The sequence below is a fragment of the Pseudomonas moorei genome (assembly GCF_042846945.1).
GTDB classification, from domain to species: Bacteria; Pseudomonadota; Gammaproteobacteria; order Pseudomonadales; family Pseudomonadaceae; genus Aquipseudomonas; species Aquipseudomonas moorei.
In genome coordinates, this window is record NZ_AP035776.1 from 3,929,478 (window position 1) to 3,946,050 (window position 16,573).

Sequence of the window (16,573 nt, forward strand, 5' to 3'; positions counted from 1 at the left end):
TCGGTCGTCGACCAGGTCGAGGCAGACAACAGCGGTCTTTCCACAGTGGCCCAGGCGGCAGGCATGGGAACCGTGACCGAAGAAATGAACTGGGGGAAATATCCACGGACACAATCCCAGTCCTTTACAAAGCAGTCGCACGCGCGGCTTGTTCGAACCGTTCGCACAAGAAATCCAGCAATGCCCGTACCCGTGGCGCCAGGTAGCGGCTGCGGGGGTAGAGCGCGTACACGGGGGCTTCGTCCGATTGCCATTGCGGCAGCACCAGACTCAAGCGTCCCGCCGCCAGGTCCGCGCTCACGTCCCAGATTGATTTGAGGACGATGCCGTGGCCGTCGATCGCCCATTGGCGGGCCAACGCGCCGTCGTTGGTCTCGCGCGCAGCTTCCAGAGGCACCTTGAACAGCATCACTTCCTCGCCACGGTGCAGGCGCCATTCGCTGGACCAGCCCGACTGGCCGGCGACAATGTGATCGAACTCGGCCAACTGCTGCGGATGCTCAGGCGTGCCCTTGCGTTGCAGATAGCTCGGCGCGGCGCACAGGATGCGGCGATTGGTGGCCAGGGGGCGGGCGATCAATGAGCTGTCCGGCGGCACGCCAAAGCGGATCACCAGGTCGACATCGTCCGCGATCAGGTGCGACAGCGAGTCGGACAGCAGCAGCGCCGGCACGACCTGGGGATAGCGGGTGGTGAATTCATCGAGCCAGGGATTCAGCACATGTCGGCCGAAATCCGAGGTGGCGGACACCCGGATCTTGCCGCGGATTTCCTTTTTCTCCGCCGACAGCGCCGCTCGCGCATCGTCCAGCGCCTGCAACGCCTGGCGGCAATGTTGCAGGTAAATCCGCCCCTCATCGGTCAGCCGCAGCTGGCGGGTTGTGCGCTCGAACAGGCGAGTGGCCAGCGAAGCTTCGAGCTTGAGCAAACGGGCGCTGGCGGCCGCTGGCGACAGCCCCAGCTTGCGCCCCGCAGCTGAGAGCCCGCCCAGTTGGGCCGCTTCGACAAACAGGCGGATGGCTTCGAGGTTGTCCATCATTGTTCCAGTATTTTTGAAAATCCATCAAAGACTAGCCTAATTATCAAATCCGATCAGTAGTCGCAGACTGAGTCCATCCACTTCGTTTGGCTCAGGAATGCTCACCATGACGACCCCTTCAACGTTGTTTGAACCCATCGCCTTCGCCGGCCTCAATGCCCCTCACCGGGTCGTGATGGCACCCATGACCCGGGCGCGCAGCAGCCAGCCCGGTGACATCCCCAACAGCCTCAACGCGCAGTACTACGCCCAGCGTGCATCGGCGGCCTTGATCGTGACCGAGGCGGCGCAGATATCCCCGCAGGGCAAGGGTTATTCCTTTACCCCCGGCATCCACACCGAAGCGCAGGTGCAAGGCTGGCAGGGCGTGACCGAGGCGGTGCATGCCGAGGGCGGTCGCATCTTCCTGCAGCTGTGGCACGTGGGGCGCTTGTCCCATCCGGACTTCCATCAGGGCGCACTGCCAGTGGCGCCGTCCGCCGAACCCTTTGAAGGACAGATCTGGAAAGTCGATCCGGTCACGGGGGAGGGCGGCATGTTCGATAGCCCGACGCCTCGCGCGCTGACCAAGGCTGAGATCGCACAGATCGTCGACGACTTCCGTCAGGCCGCGCGCCGGGCGATACGGGCCGGTTTCGATGGCGTGGAGATCCATGGCGCCAATGGTTATCTGGTGGATCAATTCCTGCGCACCACGTCCAATACGCGGACCGATGAATACGGCGGCTCGCGCAGCAACCGCCTGCGTTTTCTCAAGGAAGTGGTCGACGCGGTCAGCGATGAAGTCGGGGCCGAACGCACGGCGATCCGCCTGGCCCCCTTTTTGACCGCCCGTGGCATGGCTTGCCCGGACATCCTCCCGACCATATTTGAAGCGGCCGAGTACCTGCAGGCCAAGGGCATCGGCTATCTGCATCTGGTCGAAGCGGACTGGGACGATGCACCGGTGTTCACCGAGTCGTTTCGTCAGACGATTCGCCAGCGCTTCACTCGCCCGATCATCGTCGCCGGCAACTACGACCGGGCTCGCGCCGAGTGGGTCATCGGCAAGGGCTATGCAGACCTCGTGGCGTTCGGCAGACCCTTTGTGGCCAATCCGGATTTGCCCCTGCGGCTGGCGCAGGACCTGCCTTTGGCCCCGCTTGATCCCGCCACGCTGTTCGGCGGCACGGCCAAGGGCTACAGCGATTACCCCGCCATCACCACGGAAGAAACCCCATGCGCTTGCTGATCAATGGCCTGTTGGCCGCCGCTGTCACTGCTTCGGTTCTGGGCCAACAGGCAGTCGCCGCAGAACCCACGCTGGTCACCCCCGAGGTGCTGATTGCCGATCCCGGCGCCAATCCTGAACAGGTCCAGGCGCAGACCCTCGCGGCACGGCGTTACGCCACGTTCTGGTCGTCCGGCGATCCGGCGCTGGCCCGCCAGGCACTGGCGCCCGACTTCATGGATCGCACCTTGCCGCCGGGACGGGCACAGGGCATCGCCGGGCCGCTGGCGGCGTCTACCGCGTTCCACGCGGCGGTGCCCGACCTGAACTGCGAAGTCCGGCAGATGATCGTCAGCGGCGATCGAGTGGTGTCGTTCCTGCGCTTCACCGGGCACTTCACCGGCACGTTCAACGGCGTGAAAGGCCAGGGTCAGGCGGTGAATTTCATTGCCACCGACATCTACCGCATCGCCGACGGCAGGATCGCCGAAAACTGGCACCTTGAGGACAACCTGACGTTCCTGCAGCAGATAGGCGTTATCGCTCCATGACATAGGTGCCGGGTGCAGGGCAGAGGGGCGGGTACTTGCGCGAGCCGAGCTTCTTCGGCGCCGGCCGGCTGTCGCCCGAGCGCTGCCCGATCCATTCGCGCCAGTGCGGCCACCAGCTGCCTGGCTGGCGCTCCCCGGCGTTCTGCAGCCAGGTTTCCGGGGTCTGGGCGGCGGCAGGCGCGGCGTAGTAGAACGACTTGGGGTTGCCCGGCGGGTTTACCAGGCTTTGCAGGTGGCCGGCGTTGGACAGCACGTAGATTGTGTCCTCGCCAAACAGCCGGGCAGTGCCGTAGCAGCCCTGCCAGGGGGTGATGTGATCGGTGGTACCGCCCACCACGTAGGCGCCCACCTGCACCTGGGTCATGTCGATCGACTCGCCGGCAATCTCCAGGGTGCCCGGATTGCTGTAAGGGTTCTGCTGGATCAGGTCGAGGTAGTCCGCGTGCAGTTGGGCGGGCAGGCGCGTGGTGTCGTTGTTCCAGGCGAGGATGTCGAAGGCCGGTGGCTTATTGCCCAGCAAGTAGTTGTTGACCCAGTAGTTCCAGATCAGGTCGTTGGGCCGCATCCAGGCGAACATGCGGGCCATGCCCTGGCCGCTCAGCACGCCCTTGCGCCGGGAGCTGGCTTTGGCCGCGCGCAGGGCGGACGGGGTGGTGAACAGCCCCAGGGTGGTGTCGTCCAGCGCCGAGGGCATGTCGAGCACGCACACTGCCCAGTTGGTGTTGGCCACCTTGTGGCCTTCGCCACGGGCCGCCAGCCAGCCCAGGTAGGCCGCCAGGGTGATGCCGCCCGAGCAGGAGCCCCACATGTTCACATCCGGGCTACCGGTGATCCTGCGCGCCACGTCCACCGCCTGGTCGAGGCACAGCGCGTAATCGGACAAGCCCCAGTCACGGTGCTCACGGGTGGGATTGCGCCAGCTGATGATGAAGAGGTTCACACCGCTGTCCTGGATCCACTGGATCAGGCTTTTCTCCGGCGACAGGTCGATGGCGTAGTACTTGTTGATCTGCGGCGGCGACATCACCAGGGGCCGGGCGTAGATATTTTCGGTGGTGGGCGCGAACTGCAGCAGCTCGAACATCTCGTTGCGAAACACCACGGCGCCCTTGGCCGTGGCAATGTTTTCCCCCACCTTGAACGGCGTACTGTCCACCTGTCTCGGAAGCCCGCGGTTGGTCAGCATATCCTCGCCGAACTGGCGGATGCCCCTGGCCAGGCTCATGCCTCCGGTGTCCACCAGCTTGCGCAGCGCCACCGGATTGGTCAGCGGCGAGTTGCTCGGTGCCACTGCATCGGCCAGGAGCGCTGCCACGAACCGGGCCTGGCTCTTTTCCAGCGGGGCCAGGTCGGTGGACTCGATGAAGCGGTTCAGCTCACTTTGACCGGCCAGGTAACTCTGCAGCAGTGCGCGCAGGAAGGCGTTGGATTGCCAGGCCGGATCGGCGAAGCGCTTGTCCTTCGGGTCCGGCGCGATGCTGGAATGGCCGCCGACGATGCCGCGCAGTTCCTTCAGGTAGCCACCCAGATGCGCGCCAGCCTTGAGCGGCGACTTGGCCACGGCCTTGAGCAGGTAACCGGCCGAGCCGGCCAGATCCGCCGCGCGTACGCTGACCAGCGGATTGCCTGCCAGGGTCTGGTTGGCTGCCGAGCCGATCAGCTCTTGTTGCCGGGTGTCGTCCGGGAGATCGCTATCCTTGCGCGCGTGACGCTTTCGGCCGGTCGCCGGAGGGCGCTGGGAGGGGGGAGCGGTCTCGCTCGTTCGGGTGGATCTGCTCATGGCGGCCCTCGTGTCAGGTCTTGTTGTTTTGCACCGACTCTAGGGGGCAACGGGGGTGGTCATTTCGCATCGCACGACAGCGAATTTTCATTTCATGACAAGGGCGATCGCGGGAGCGCTGAATGACCGGGTCGGGAGTGGTTGCTGACATGCGAAATTCGAGGACTGCGGCTGTTTTCTTGGTGAACGCTGCGGATATTGAAGCGGCAAACGTTGCTCAGCCTCTGCGGTCGACTCATCGACAGGCAGCGTAGTTATTTGATCGTAACAACGACCTTGCCCTTGGCTCGTCCCTGCTCGACGTACTTTAAGGCCTCTGCCGTTGATTCAAAGGCGAAGGAACGGTCAATCACAGGTTGAATGATTCCGGCCTCAATGAGCGCGGTGATTTGTTGAAGTTGGGCGCCATTGGCCCGCATGAACACGAACCCGTAGCTGACGTCGTGCTTGCGTGCCTTGCGCCGAATGCCGAGGCTCAGCAGGCGCATGACTTGCTTCAATGGCCAGGACAGTCCTTGCTCCTGCGCGAACTGCGCAGTGGGTGGTCCTGAGATGGAAATGAGTTGGCCACCGGGCTTGAGGACCTTGAGTGACTTCTCAAGTACGTCCGCGCCGAGGCTGTTCAACACCACGTCGTAGTCGTGCACGACACTTTCGAAGTTTTGCCGTGTGTAGTCGATCACCAGATCGGCCCCCAGCGCTTTCACCCGTTCGACATTGGCGGTGCTGGTGGTGGTCGCGACAAAGGCGCCGAGGTGTTTGGCGAGTTGGATGGCCAGGGTGCCGACACCGCCGGAGCCTGCGTGGATCAGCACTTTTTGACCCTTTTTCAGTCGGGCGGTTTCGACCAGCACTTGCCAGGCGGTCAGCGCGACCAAAGGGATGGACGCGGCTTGAGCCATGTTGGTATTGGCAGGTTTCAGTGCGATCGCGTTTTCGTTCACGGCGATCAATTGGGCGAACGTTCCGATCCGGGTTTCGGGCGGGCGAGCATAGACTTCGTCACCCGGTTTGAAACGTTTCACTTGCGAGCCAACCTCAACCACGACGCCCGCCAGGTCATTGCCCAGTACCAGAGGAAATGAGTAGGGCAGGATCAGTTTGAATTCGCCTTTGCTGATCTTTGAATCCAGCACGTTGACGCTGCTGGCGTGTACCTCGATCAAGACGTCGTGGGCACCCACCGCAGGGCTGGGCACTTCGCCAATGTGCCCGGGATTCTTGCCGTAGCGATCAATTAAAAATGCCTTCATCGTTGTGCGGCTCTTGTCGGTTGGAATGAGGGTAGACGGTGCTTTTTCGGCATTGCTGCGTCGCGTTGATCAGGCATCAAGGAATGCCAGTGCCTTGGTCACAAAGTCAGCGCAGTGCTGGAAGATGCCGCCATGGCCGGCATCCTCATAAATCACAAGTTGTGCGTTGGGGATACGATTGGCCAGTGCAATCGAGTTAATGCTGGGCACCATGATGTCGTTGTCGCCGTTGACGATAAGCGTCGGCATCTGCAAGCGCTTGAGGTCTTGGGGGGCCTGTTGGCCCCACGCGGTGATGGCTTTCAACTGCCGTAGAAAAGCGCTGAGCGTCGGTCCTTTGTCGCGATTTTTTCTGCGCTCCTTCAGGCGTCGCAAATACTGCGATGCGGCTCGACGGCCATTGGGCGTCGAAGTAAAGAACAGGTAGAACTTGGGGTCGCGCAAGGTCAGCAAGGCTTTGATCATCAATGGCCACGTCACCGAACCGACCTTGTCGATACCGGTTCCGCCGGCCGGCCCGGTGCCGGTGAGAATCAAGCGGCGCACCAGGTTCGGCGCCTTCAGGGCGATGTCCTGGGCGACGAAGCCGCCGAGTGAGAAACCGAGCACGTCAACGGTCTCAAACCCCAGTGCCTGTATCAGTTGGATGGCATCGTCAGCCATTTCGCCAACCGTCAGTGGCGCGGTTCCACCAGAGCCACCGATCCCGCGATAGTCGGTGGCAATGATGCGCCTTGTTTGTGCCAGGCGATCGATGATCCCGGGGTCGAAATTGTCCAGCACAGCGCCCCAATGGTTGAACAGTACGAGGGGCACGCCGGTCTTGGGGCCGATGTCGCGATAGGCGAAGGGAATGCCGTTGACCGTGATCGACTGATTCGCCGCGTTAATGAACGACGCGTGCGACCCTGCGTGGTCATTTGTTTTCGTTGGGTTCATTGCTACTCCGGACAGCGCGCCGGATTCGATGCAGTGCCTTGCGCCTGCATCGAATCCGGCGCGGGTGCTCGCTACCAAAAGATCACTGTTGGGTCTGGTAGCGCTGGGCAACCGCAGACTGGCGAATTTGTTGCAGCAAACCCTGGCGTGCAATCTGCAAGTCATCCCAGCGTTCAGCTTCCTGCAGTGGCGGGATCGTCACCGGCTCACGACGATCAAAACCGACCAGTGCGGCATCCACCAGATCGTCCACTTCCATGATTTCGTTCAAGGTATTGATGTCGACGCCGGAGCGATCCCAGATCTCCGTGCGCGTGGCGGCCGGCAGCACGGCCTGCACATAGACGCCCTGAGGTGAAAGTTCCAGGCTCAGGCCTTGGGAAAGGAACAGCACAAATGCCTTGGTCGCACCGTAGACCGACATGCCGAACTCCGGCGCCAGGCCCACCACCGAACCGATGTTGATGATCGCGCCGTCGCCGGCTTTGGCCAGGCGTGGGGCGATGGCGCTGGCGAGCCGCACCAGCGCTGTGGTGTTGAGGGCGACCAGTTGCGCCACTTTGTCGGTGCTTTGGTCGACGAAGTTACCGGAGAGAGCGGCGCCGGCGTTATTGACGAGAATGCCGATACGGGCGTCGTCGCGCAGGCGTGCTTCAACGGTTGCCAGATCGCTGAGTTGGGTCAGATCCGCCGGAATCACTTCGACGGCGACGCCGTGCTCGCTGCGCAATCGGGCTGCAAGTGCGTCCAGGCGTGCCTGGTCCCGGGCGACCACGACCAGATCGTGGCCGCGTTGCGCGAAGCGCTCGGCGTAGACGGCGCCAATGCCAGTGGAGGCGCCAGTGATGAGAACGGTAGGGCGAGTGCTCATGGGGTCATCTCTCTTTCAGGATATGTGGAAACAGCAAGCGCGGTCACGGATTGCTCAGCTTGCGGTGGCGCTTGATTCAGCCAACGTCGGGTAGTCGATGTAACCTGCAGCACCTCCGCCATAGAGGGTGGCGGGATCGAAGGCGGACAAGGCGGCGCCAGTCTTCAGGCGCTCCACCAGATCCGGGTTGCCAATGAACGGGCGACCGAACGCGATCAGGTCGGCCTGGTCTTCGGCGACACGCGAAATCGCTAGATCCAGGTCGTAGCCGTTGTTGGCGATGTAGGTGTTGTTGAAACGCTGGCGCAGGGCGCCGAAATCGAATGGCGCCACGTCACGCGGGCCACCGGTCGCGCCTTCAACCACGTGCAGATAAACGACGCCGAGGGCGTTGAGTTGATCGACGACGTAATTGAATTGCGCCTGCGGATCGCTGCTGGAAACCCCATTGGCCGGCGACACCGGCGACAAGCGCACGCCAGTGCGATCCGCGCCGATTTCATTGACGACGGCCGCCGTCACCTCGAGCAACAGACGCGCCCGATTTTCAATCGAACCGCCGTAAGCATCGGTGCGCAAATTGGCACTGTCCCTGAGGAATTGATCCAGCAAATAGCCGTTCGCGCCGTGAATCTCCACGCCATCGAACCCGGCGGAGACCGCGTTTGCCGCGGCCTGGCGGAAGTCGGAGACGATCCCCGGTAATTCGTTGATATCCAGTGCGCGCGGCTCGGAGACGTCTTCAAAGCGGTTGTTGACGAACACTTTTGTGGCGGCGCGCAACGCGGAAGGGGCCACGGGCGCGGCACCGTTTTCTTGCAGATCAACGTGCGACACCCGGCCGACATGCCACAGTTGCAGGAAGATTTTTCCGCCTTTGGCATGGACGGCATCGGTCACTGTGCGCCAGCCATCTATCTGCGCCTGCGTGTAGATCCCGGGGGTGTCCTGATAGCCCTGGCCCTGTCGGGAAATCTGCGTGGCTTCGCTGATCAACAAGCCTGCGCTGGCCCGTTGGCTGTAATAGGTGGCCGCGAACTCACTTGGCACAAAACCCTGGCCTGCGCGGTTTCGTGTCAGTGGCGCGAGGACGACACGGTTCGACAGCGTGAGGGCGCCAAGCGTGTAAGGGGTGAACAGATTGTGGTCGGTCATTGGGTATTTCTTCCGTGCCCGTTGATGGAGATCGGTTATGCGTGCAATTAGGATGATGTTCGTAATCTAAACTGTCAACATTTTTGATTATGACCAACATCTATGTATCATTGGGCGCATGATTTCCCAGTGGACACGAGGTATTGCACGTGAGAGTGACCAAAGCCCAGGCGCAAGCCAATCGGGAGCACATCGTTGAGACGGCCTCTGAGTTGTTCCGTGAGCGCGGCTTCGACGGCGTCGGTGTGTCGGATCTCATGGCGGCTGCCGGTTTCACCCACGGAGGTTTCTACAAGCATTTCGGTTCGAAGGCCGACCTGATGGCCGAAGCCTCGGCCAGCAGCCTTTCCAAATCGCTCAAAGGTGCTGAATCGCTCGATGTTCCGGGCTTCATCGACGCCTATGTGACGAGGGAACATCGGGACGGACGGGGCAGCGGTTGCACCATGGCCGCGTTGTGTAGCGACGCGGCGCGTCAGTCCGATGATTTGAAAGCGACGTTTGCCGAAGGGATCGAACACACCCTGCAAACACTGGGCGACAAATATCCGACGAAGCCGGATGCCGAGACGGGTGAGGGGAGAAAGAAAATGATCGACCTGCTGTCTCGTGCTGTCGGCGCGATCATTTTGTCGCGTGCCTGCCCGGATGATTCCGCGCTGGCGGATGAGATCCTTGAGGTGTGCCGCGCTGAAATGTTTGCGTCGTTGCCGGTCGATGAAGTGGAAGCGGTGTAGACGGGCAGTTCATTCAAAGTGTGGTTTTCGGTGGAGCTTCGGTTTTTATGCTCGGAGCAGAAGCTCAAGTTTGGGTTAAAAGCTGCGGTTCATGAATGGCTACTGTTGGTCGGTTTCTGTTTCGAGATTATTGACCAGTACATCTACGTGACTGAACTTCAGATCCATTGCGGCCTTCCTGTTAAACCGACGTCCATGGGGTCCTGCGAATTGATTGTTCGTTACAGTGAACAATCAATTCAAGTTTTTGCCGTAGTCAGGGCGATAACCGCTATCTACTCTGCGGGTGAAGTTTAAATTCACTCCCAGTAGCGAGACCTGTCATGACTCACGTTAGCGACAACAAAGAAATTGCCCAGTACATCCACGGCGCCCACGTCGTCGGCAGCGGTGTCCGTACTCAACCCATTTACAATCCGGCCACCGGCGCCGTCAGTCGTCATGTACGCCTGGGCACGCCACAGGACGTAGACGCCGCAGTGGCCTCTGCCCAGGCTGCTTTTCCCGCCTGGTCGAACACGCCGCCTATTCGCCGCGCCCGGGTACTGTTCAAATTTCTGGAGCTGTTGAACCAGAACAAAGACGCACTGGCGCACCTGATCACTGCCGAACATGGCAAGGTCTTCACCGATGCCCAGGGTGAAGTGGCCCGTGGTATCGACATCGTTGAGTTCTCTTGTGGCATTCCGCAGTTACTCAAAGGCGACTTCTCCGATCAGGTGTCCACCAACATGGACAACTGGACATTGCGTCAGCCATTGGGTGTCGTCGCTGGCATCACGCCGTTCAATTTTCCGGTGATGGTACCGATGTGGATGTTCCCGGTGGCGATCGCGGCGGGTAACACCTTCATTCTCAAGCCAAGCCCAACCGATCCTAGCGCCAGCCTGTTTATGGCTGATTTGTTGAAACAGGCCGGTCTACCTGACGGCGTTTTCAACGTGGTGCAAGGCGACAAAGAGGCCGTTGATGCACTGCTGGTGCACCCGGATGTGAAAGCGGTGTCCTTCGTCGGCTCCACACCAATCGCCAATTACATCTACGAGACCGGTGCTCGCCACGGCAAACGCGTGCAGGCCCTGGGCGGTGCGAAGAACCACATGGTGGTCATGCCTGACGCTGACGTCGATCAGGTGGTCGACGCACTGATCGGCGCTGGCTATGGCTCGGCAGGCGAACGCTGCATGGCAATTTCGGTTGCAGTGCTGGTCGGTGACGTGGCTGACAAAGTCATGCCAAGACTGCTGGAGCGTACCAAGGCGTTGAAGGTGCTCAACGGCAACAACCTGGCTGCTGAAATGGGCCCGATTGTCACACCGGCCGCCCACGCCCGTATCACTGGCTACATCGAACAAGGCATCAAAGAAGGCGCTCAATTACTGGTTGATGGTCGCCATTTCAATGGCGCGGATGCTGGCGAAGGGTGCGAGGAAGGCTTCTGGATGGGCGGCACACTGTTCGACCACGTCACCCCGGAAATGCGTATCTATAGAGAAGAAATCTTTGGCCCGGTGCTTGCCTGCATGCGCCTGGCTGATTTCGCCACTGCGGTGCAATTGGTCAATGACCATGAATTCGGCAACGGTGTGGCCTGCTTCACCCGCGATGGCAACGTGGCGCGCGAATTCAGCCGTCGCATCCAGGTCGGCATGGTAGGCATCAACGTTCCGATCCCGGTACCAATGGCCTGGCACGGCTTTGGTGGCTGGAAAAAGAGCCTGTTTGGTGACATGCATGCTTACGGAGAGGAAGGCGTGCGGTTCTACACCAAGCAGAAATCCATCATGCAGCGCTGGCCAGAAAGCATCGGTAAAGGCGCCGAGTTTGCGATGCCGACCGCGAAATAAAACCACTGTTTCAACAAAGGGGATAGGCACGTGAGAATTTCGTTGATTAATGAAGACGATCAGTCTAATAATCGACGCATGACCAATATAGTTACTACCCCTCGTAAGCGTGGTCGTCCGGCGAAAGCCGCAGGCGACTTCCGAGAAACACGTGAATCCCTGTGCCGGGCAGGGGTTGCCGCCTTGACTGAGAAGGGTTTTTCGGCCACCGGCATTGACGAAATACTCAAGTCTGTTGGCGTACCCAAAGGCTCTTTCTATCATTTCTTTGCGAGCAAGGAAGCCTATGGCAGTGAGCTGATAACGCTGTACGCCCGTTATTTCGTGCGCAAGCTTGATCGGTTTCTGCTCGATGAGAGCCTGGCACCGCTCAAGCGCATCGAAGCCTTTTGCGAGGAAGCGGAGCGGGGCATGCAGCGATTCGATTTCCGCCGAGGCTGCCTCGTCGGTAATTTGGGGCAAGAGATGGGAGCGCTGCCGGAATCTTTTCGCGTGCAACTGACCGATGTCCTGTTGGACTGGCAGGCCCGGTTCGAGCGCTGCCTGGACGAAGCCAAGGCTGCTGGCGAAATATCCACACAGGCGGATAGCGCGCGTCTGGCGGCGTTTTTCTGGATTGGCTGGGAAGGTGCTGTTTTGCGCGCCAAGCTCGAGCGTAACGGCGAGCCATTGCGAGTATTCGCAGACCTGTTTTTGATGAGCCTGAGGTCTTAGGCTCTTTTTTTTCACCTTTTATATACGATCGGTCTAATTAATATGGAAGCCTTTGAATCGTTCGTTAGAAGTGAGGCGTCCCAATGAGTGAGCCAACTTTCGACTACATCATCATCGGCGCCGGCACAGCCGGCTGCTTGCTGGCCAACCGGCTCAGCGCCGATCCAAACCATCGGGTGCTGCTCCTCGAAGCCGGCGGCCCGGACAACTATCCGTGGATTCACATCCCCGTGGGTTATCTGTATTGCATCGATAATCCGCGCACCGATTGGCGTTTCCGAACCGCACCCTCGGCTGGGCTCAACGGCCGTGAGTTGCTATATCCACGGGGCAAGTCACTGGGCGGAAGCTCAAGCATCAACGGCATGATCTACATGCGTGGTCAGGCACAGGATTACGATCACTGGGCAAACGTCACCGGCGATGATGAGTGGAAATGGGAAACCTGCCTGAGGGACTTCCGTGCTCACGAGGACCACTATCGCCTCGATGCCGCGGTAGCCGAGGGCGAAAACAGCCAGGCTGCACGCTTCAGAACCTTGCACAGCAGCGGTGGTGAGTGGCGCGTTGAAAAACAACGCCTGCGCTGGGACATCCTTGATGCCTTTGCCAAGGCAGCAGAGCAGGCAGGGATTGCTGCGACCGATGACTTCAATGGCGGGGACAACCGCGGTGTGGGTTACTTTGACGTCAATCAGCGCAGCGGCTGGCGCTGGAATGCATCCAAAGCGTTTCTCAGACCAATTCTCAAGCAACGCCCGAACCTGACTGTCTGGACTGGTGCGCAAGTCTCACGCCTACGATTTGAACAGCGTGAAGACGGGCAGCCAGTGTGTTGCGGCGTCGAGTTGGTGCACCTGGGCCAACCCCGTAAAGTCCGGGCCGTTCGTGAAGTGGTGCTAAGCGCCGGCGCCATTGGAAGCCCGCAATTGTTGCAGCTTTCAGGTATTGGCGACGCTGCCTTGTTGAATGATCACCAGATTCCAGTGGTGCGGCACTCGCCGGGTGTGGGTGCAAACCTGCAAGACCATTTGCAGATCCGTTCGGTCTACAAAGTGCAAGGTGCGTCTACCCTCAACACGAAGGCGACCACTCTCCTGGGCAAGGCCGCCATCGCCCTCGAGTACGCGCTCAAACGCAGTGGACCGATGAGTATGGCGCCTTCGCAACTGGGCATCTTCACCAGCAGTGATGAGTCCTACATCCAGCCCAATCTTCAGTTCCACGTACAACCGTTGAGTCTGGAAGCGTTTGGACAACCCCTGCACCAATTCCCCGCCATTACCGCCAGCGTATGCAACATCCACCCGACCAGTCGCGGCACGGTGTCGATTCGCAGCGCAGATTTCCACGACGCCCCGATCATTGCACCCGACTACCTGAGCACCGAGGAAGACCGTCGCGTGGCCGCTGATTCGCTGCGTTTGACCCGTCGCATCGCGTCACAACCGGCGATGGCAGGCTTTAGCCCGGAGGAATACAAACCGGGCATTCAGTACCAGACCGATGAGCAACTGGCGCGTCTGGCTGGCGACATTGGCTCGACCATTTTCCATCCCGTGGGCACGGCCAAAATGGGCAAGGCGTCCGATCCGATGGCCGTTGTAGACAGTCATCTGCGTGTACACGGCATCCAGGGCCTGCGCGTCGTCGACGCGAGCATCATGCCGACCATCACGGGCGGCAACACCAACAGCCCGACGCTGATGATCGCGGAGAAAGCCGCGCGTTGGATCATTGCTGAAAAAACATCCATCTAAAGAGGTAATAACACTATGGATATGTTGCAAGGCCTGCCTGCCAAGAAGGGGCCTTTGGACGGCATCACCGTTCTGGACTTCTCACGCGTTCTGTCCGGCCCATATTGCACGATGGTGCTCGCCGACCTCGGCGCCCGCGTGATCAAGGTCGAACGACTTGCCACTGGCGACGACACGCGTGCCTTCGGTCCCTTTGTCGAGGATCACTCCGCGTATTTCACCTGCTTCAATCGAGGCAAGGAAAGCATTGCGCTTGACCTCAAAAGCCCGCGAGACCGAGAGCTGATCGAACGTATGCTCACCGAGGCCGACGTTCTGGTAGAAAACTTTCGACCCGGCGTGATGGACCGCCTGGGCTACGGCGCCGAACGGCTTGCGAGCACTCATCCGCATCTGGTGTATGCGTCCATTTCGGGCTTTGGCCAAACCGGCCCCATGAGTGACCTGCCGGGCTACGACATGGTGGTTCAGGCCATGGGCGGCATCATGAGCCTGACCGGCTGGCCCGATGCGCCGCCAGCCCGCGTAGGCACCAGTTTTGGCGATCTCAGCGCCGGGCTGTTTGCGGTGATCGGCATCCTCTCGTCGCTGTACAAACGAACCCGGGACGCACAGGGCTCTCGCGTGGATATCGCAATGCTGGACTGCCAGGCGGCACTGATGGAAACCGCATTGGCGACTTACGACGTGGAAGGGAAGGTGCCCACACGCACGGGCGACGCCCATCCCTCGCTCTCGCCGTTTGAAGCGTATGACGCGCAAGACGGGCGCTTCATCATTGCCGCCGGTAACGACCAGCTATTCATGCTCATGGCCGAGGCGCTGGGCAACCCGCAAATGGCGCTGGAGCCGCAGTTCCTCAGCAATGCCCAGCGTTGCCGCAATCGCCCGGCGTTGATTGAGGCGATCCAGGCAATCACGCTGACCGCCCCCGCAGCGCACTGGATTGACCGGCTCAATGAAGCAGGCGTGCCGTGCTCGCCGATCAACACCATCGACAAGCTGTTCGAGCATCCGCAGCTGACAGCACGCAACATGATCATCCAGGTGCAGGGCGAAGGCGGGCACGCTTTCCGTACCGCCGGCAACCCGATCAAGCTCAATGCCTATGCCGACATCGATGTCACCACGCCGGTGCGCGCACCCGGTCTGGATGAGCATCGTGAACGCATCCTCTCGCAGTTGATGTCACACACAGGGGACTACGCGCCAGCCACCGGCACCTTCGACGAATCGCTGCTTTCAGACGTTATCTAGAACAGCGCCTGCCTTTTTACACGTGCTTTTCAAGCCTGCCAATTTACCCAGGAGAAGTCTCCATGACAGCCGCAACCGCTCCAGCCACCCAAGACAAGAAATCGGCAACCACCAGCGTCAAACTCAGCAACGAGACAGAGACCCATGGCGCATCGGCGCCTCGCTACGAATCGATCCTGGTCGAACGGCGCGAGCGTGTCGGGCTGATCACTTTGCACAGACCCAAGAGCCTCAATGCACTGAGCGTGGCCATGTCCCGCGAAGTAGTCGCAGCACTGCGCAACTTCGACACCGATGACAACATCGGCGCTATCGTCATCGCTGGCAGTCCACGGGCTTTTGCCGCGGGCGCGGACATCGAAGAAATGGCTGAGAAGACCTTCGTCGAACTGCAGCAACATGATGTCTTCGCCGCCTGGTCGCAATTGCATACCGTCAGCAAACCAATCATCGCGGCCGTTAGCGGCTATGCGCTGGGTGGCGGTTGCGAACTGGCGATGATGTGCGACTTTATTATCGCTTCAGAAGACGCGCAGTTCGGCCAACCGGAAATCAAGCTGGGCATCCTCCCCGGGATTGGCGGCTCGCAACGTCTCACCCGATCGGTTGGCAAGGCACTGGCGATGGACATGATCCTCACCGGACGCACCATCAACGCCACCGAAGCCAGGGCTGCCGGGCTGGTGGCCCGAGTCGTGCCTTCAGCTGACCTGCTGCAAACCGCGCTGGAGGCAGCACACACCATCGCCGGCTACAACGCCCCCGCAGTGCGAATGGCCAAAGAAGCGGTAAATCGCGCTCAGGAAGTGAGCCTGGCCGAAGGCATATTGCACGAACGGAGACTGTTCCAGGCAGCATTCGCAACCGATGGCCAGAAGGAAGGCATGCAGGCGTTTCTCGCCAAGCGAGCCCCGGTTTTTCGGCATCGTTGAAGGGTGCTGATAAAGGGCTTTGCGCAGGAGGAGAGCGGGCCAAGCAGTCCACCCTTTCTCTGATCAAATCAGAAAATGAGTGGATGCCGAGCCCAGTACCGGGAGAGAGGCCCGTGGCGGGTGAACGTCAGAGTTCGCCTGTCAGAAACTGTGCCCGTCCATTGCCGAAACTCCAGTCGGCATCGTCGTTGATCACAATGGAAACCATCACGTCGCTTGGTTGAATATTGCAATAAGTCAGTAGCTCGTGCGTGAGTAGCTCGTAGAATTTTTTCTTCGATGCTTCACTGCGCGGTCTGCTAGTGACGCTAACAATGATCACGTCTTTCGTTCTTGGGATATCCAGACCGGTATCTTCGACGATCATACGGCTGGGGTGGTGTTCGTTGACGATCTGATAGCGATCACGTTCGGGCACTTCAAAGGCAACCACCATCGCACGATGCGCAGCATCCAGTAATGCTTTGAGCTGCGCGTCATCACGACCTTGTACGACATCGAATTTCATCAAAGGCATGTGGGTAATCT

15 protein-coding genes are annotated in these 16,573 nt (G+C 60.2%); 8 read left to right on the forward strand and 7 right to left on the reverse strand.

Translation table 11 applies throughout. The annotated features are described in order from the left end of the window. Positions 1-124 precede the first annotated feature (124 nt). Positions 125-1,036, reverse strand: coding sequence for a LysR substrate-binding domain-containing protein (locus ACGJAX_RS18575; protein WP_390955659.1), 912 nt, complete (start codon positions 1,034-1,036; stop codon positions 125-127). A gap of 109 nt (positions 1,037-1,145) precedes the next feature. Here ACGJAX_RS18575 and ACGJAX_RS18580 point away from each other — a divergent pair, with 109 nt between their 5' ends. Together ACGJAX_RS18580 and ACGJAX_RS18585 are read left to right on the forward strand one after the other, a co-directional pair. Further along, on the forward strand, positions 1,146-2,270 hold the full coding sequence (locus ACGJAX_RS18580) for an alkene reductase (RefSeq protein WP_390955660.1): 1,125 nt from the start codon (positions 1,146-1,148) through the stop codon (positions 2,268-2,270). Next, on the forward strand, positions 2,258-2,800 hold the full coding sequence (locus tag ACGJAX_RS18585) for an ester cyclase (protein ID WP_390955661.1): 543 nt from the start codon (positions 2,258-2,260) through the stop codon (positions 2,798-2,800). The genes ACGJAX_RS18580 and ACGJAX_RS18585 overlap by 13 nt, the downstream gene beginning before the upstream one ends. On the opposite strand, the gene ACGJAX_RS18590 is transcribed toward ACGJAX_RS18585, so the two are convergent. The 5 genes from ACGJAX_RS18590 to ACGJAX_RS18610 form a co-directional block, all read right to left on the reverse strand. Further along, the gene (locus tag ACGJAX_RS18590) at positions 2,787-4,580 is read right to left on the reverse strand and encodes an alpha/beta fold hydrolase (RefSeq protein ID WP_390955662.1); all 1,794 of its coding nucleotides are present in this window, start codon (positions 4,578-4,580) and stop codon (positions 2,787-2,789) included. The two genes, ACGJAX_RS18585 and ACGJAX_RS18590, sit on opposite strands and share 14 nt — an antisense overlap. A 254-nt stretch (positions 4,581-4,834) precedes the next feature. Next, complete coding sequence (locus tag ACGJAX_RS18595; RefSeq protein WP_390955663.1) at positions 4,835-5,833, reverse strand: zinc-binding dehydrogenase; 999 nt, start codon at positions 5,831-5,833, stop codon at positions 4,835-4,837. A 69-nt stretch (positions 5,834-5,902) separates the two neighbouring features. Further along, positions 5,903-6,772, reverse strand: a complete 870-nt coding sequence (locus ACGJAX_RS18600) for an alpha/beta fold hydrolase (RefSeq protein WP_390955664.1) — start codon at positions 6,770-6,772, stop codon at positions 5,903-5,905. A gap of 82 nt (positions 6,773-6,854) precedes the next feature. Then, a complete protein-coding gene (locus ACGJAX_RS18605) occupies positions 6,855-7,643 on the reverse strand; it encodes an SDR family NAD(P)-dependent oxidoreductase (RefSeq protein WP_390955665.1) in 789 nt (262 codons plus the stop codon). Positions 7,644-7,697: 54 nt separating this feature from the next. After that, on the reverse strand, positions 7,698-8,798 hold the full coding sequence (locus tag ACGJAX_RS18610; protein ID WP_390955666.1) for an alkene reductase: 1,101 nt from the start codon (positions 8,796-8,798) through the stop codon (positions 7,698-7,700). Positions 8,799-8,947: 149 nt separating this feature from the next. Between ACGJAX_RS18610 and ACGJAX_RS18615 the strand changes: the two genes are divergently transcribed. The 6 genes from ACGJAX_RS18615 to ACGJAX_RS18640 all read left to right on the forward strand — a co-directional run bounded on the left by ACGJAX_RS18615 (position 8,948) and on the right by ACGJAX_RS18640 (position 16,045). Continuing rightward, positions 8,948-9,535, forward strand: coding sequence for a TetR family transcriptional regulator (locus tag ACGJAX_RS18615; protein WP_390955667.1), 588 nt, complete (start codon positions 8,948-8,950; stop codon positions 9,533-9,535). A 323-nt stretch (positions 9,536-9,858) separates the two neighbouring features. Further along, positions 9,859-11,382, forward strand: coding sequence for a CoA-acylating methylmalonate-semialdehyde dehydrogenase (locus tag ACGJAX_RS18620; RefSeq protein ID WP_390955668.1), 1,524 nt, complete (start codon positions 9,859-9,861; stop codon positions 11,380-11,382). 78 nt (positions 11,383-11,460) lie between these two features. Then, positions 11,461-12,096, forward strand: coding sequence for a TetR family transcriptional regulator C-terminal domain-containing protein (locus tag ACGJAX_RS18625; protein ID WP_390959923.1), 636 nt, complete (start codon positions 11,461-11,463; stop codon positions 12,094-12,096). 83 nt (positions 12,097-12,179) lie between these two features. Then, entirely contained in the window at positions 12,180-13,856 is a 1,677-nt protein-coding gene (locus ACGJAX_RS18630; protein WP_390955669.1) for a GMC family oxidoreductase N-terminal domain-containing protein, read from the forward strand. A gap of 15 nt (positions 13,857-13,871) precedes the next feature. Continuing rightward, positions 13,872-15,113 (forward strand): CoA transferase, encoded by a 1,242-nt coding sequence (locus ACGJAX_RS18635; protein ID WP_390955670.1) that lies wholly within the window; start codon positions 13,872-13,874, stop codon positions 15,111-15,113. Positions 15,114-15,175: 62 nt separating this feature from the next. After that, positions 15,176-16,045: an enoyl-CoA hydratase gene (locus ACGJAX_RS18640; RefSeq protein WP_390955671.1), complete on the forward strand. Its 870-nt coding sequence runs from the start codon at positions 15,176-15,178 to the stop codon at positions 16,043-16,045. A 127-nt stretch (positions 16,046-16,172) separates the two neighbouring features. Here ACGJAX_RS18640 and ACGJAX_RS18645 read toward each other — a convergent pair whose 3' ends face one another. Further along, positions 16,173-16,562, reverse strand: a complete 390-nt coding sequence (locus ACGJAX_RS18645; RefSeq protein WP_390955672.1) for a tautomerase family protein — start codon at positions 16,560-16,562, stop codon at positions 16,173-16,175. Positions 16,563-16,573 lie beyond the last annotated feature (11 nt).

Bases quoted from the DNA above. Each gene is read 5' to 3' on its own strand.
- ACGJAX_RS18575 (WP_390955659.1), bottom strand. From the start codon at position 1,036: ATGGACAACCTCGAAGCCATCCGCCTGTTTGTCGAAGCGGCCCAACTG.
- ACGJAX_RS18580 (WP_390955660.1), top strand. From the start codon at position 1,146: ATGACGACCCCTTCAACGTTGTTTGAACCCATCGCCTTCGCCGGCCTC.
- ACGJAX_RS18585 (WP_390955661.1), top strand. From the start codon at position 2,258: ATGCGCTTGCTGATCAATGGCCTGTTGGCCGCCGCTGTCACTGCTTCG.
- ACGJAX_RS18590 (WP_390955662.1), bottom strand. From the start codon at position 4,580: ATGAGCAGATCCACCCGAACGAGCGAGACCGCTCCCCCCTCCCAGCGC.
- ACGJAX_RS18595 (WP_390955663.1), bottom strand. From the start codon at position 5,833: ATGAAGGCATTTTTAATTGATCGCTACGGCAAGAATCCCGGGCACATT.
- ACGJAX_RS18600 (WP_390955664.1), bottom strand. From the start codon at position 6,772: ATGAACCCAACGAAAACAAATGACCACGCAGGGTCGCACGCGTCGTTC.
- ACGJAX_RS18605 (WP_390955665.1), bottom strand. From the start codon at position 7,643: ATGAGCACTCGCCCTACCGTTCTCATCACTGGCGCCTCCACTGGCATT.
- ACGJAX_RS18610 (WP_390955666.1), bottom strand. From the start codon at position 8,798: ATGACCGACCACAATCTGTTCACCCCTTACACGCTTGGCGCCCTCACG.
- ACGJAX_RS18620 (WP_390955668.1), top strand. From the start codon at position 9,859: ATGACTCACGTTAGCGACAACAAAGAAATTGCCCAGTACATCCACGGC.
- ACGJAX_RS18625 (WP_390959923.1), top strand. From the start codon at position 11,461: ATGACCAATATAGTTACTACCCCTCGTAAGCGTGGTCGTCCGGCGAAA.
- ACGJAX_RS18630 (WP_390955669.1), top strand. From the start codon at position 12,180: ATGAGTGAGCCAACTTTCGACTACATCATCATCGGCGCCGGCACAGCC.
- ACGJAX_RS18635 (WP_390955670.1), top strand. From the start codon at position 13,872: ATGGATATGTTGCAAGGCCTGCCTGCCAAGAAGGGGCCTTTGGACGGC.
- ACGJAX_RS18640 (WP_390955671.1), top strand. From the start codon at position 15,176: ATGACAGCCGCAACCGCTCCAGCCACCCAAGACAAGAAATCGGCAACC.
- ACGJAX_RS18645 (WP_390955672.1), bottom strand. From the start codon at position 16,562: ATGCCTTTGATGAAATTCGATGTCGTACAAGGTCGTGATGACGCGCAG.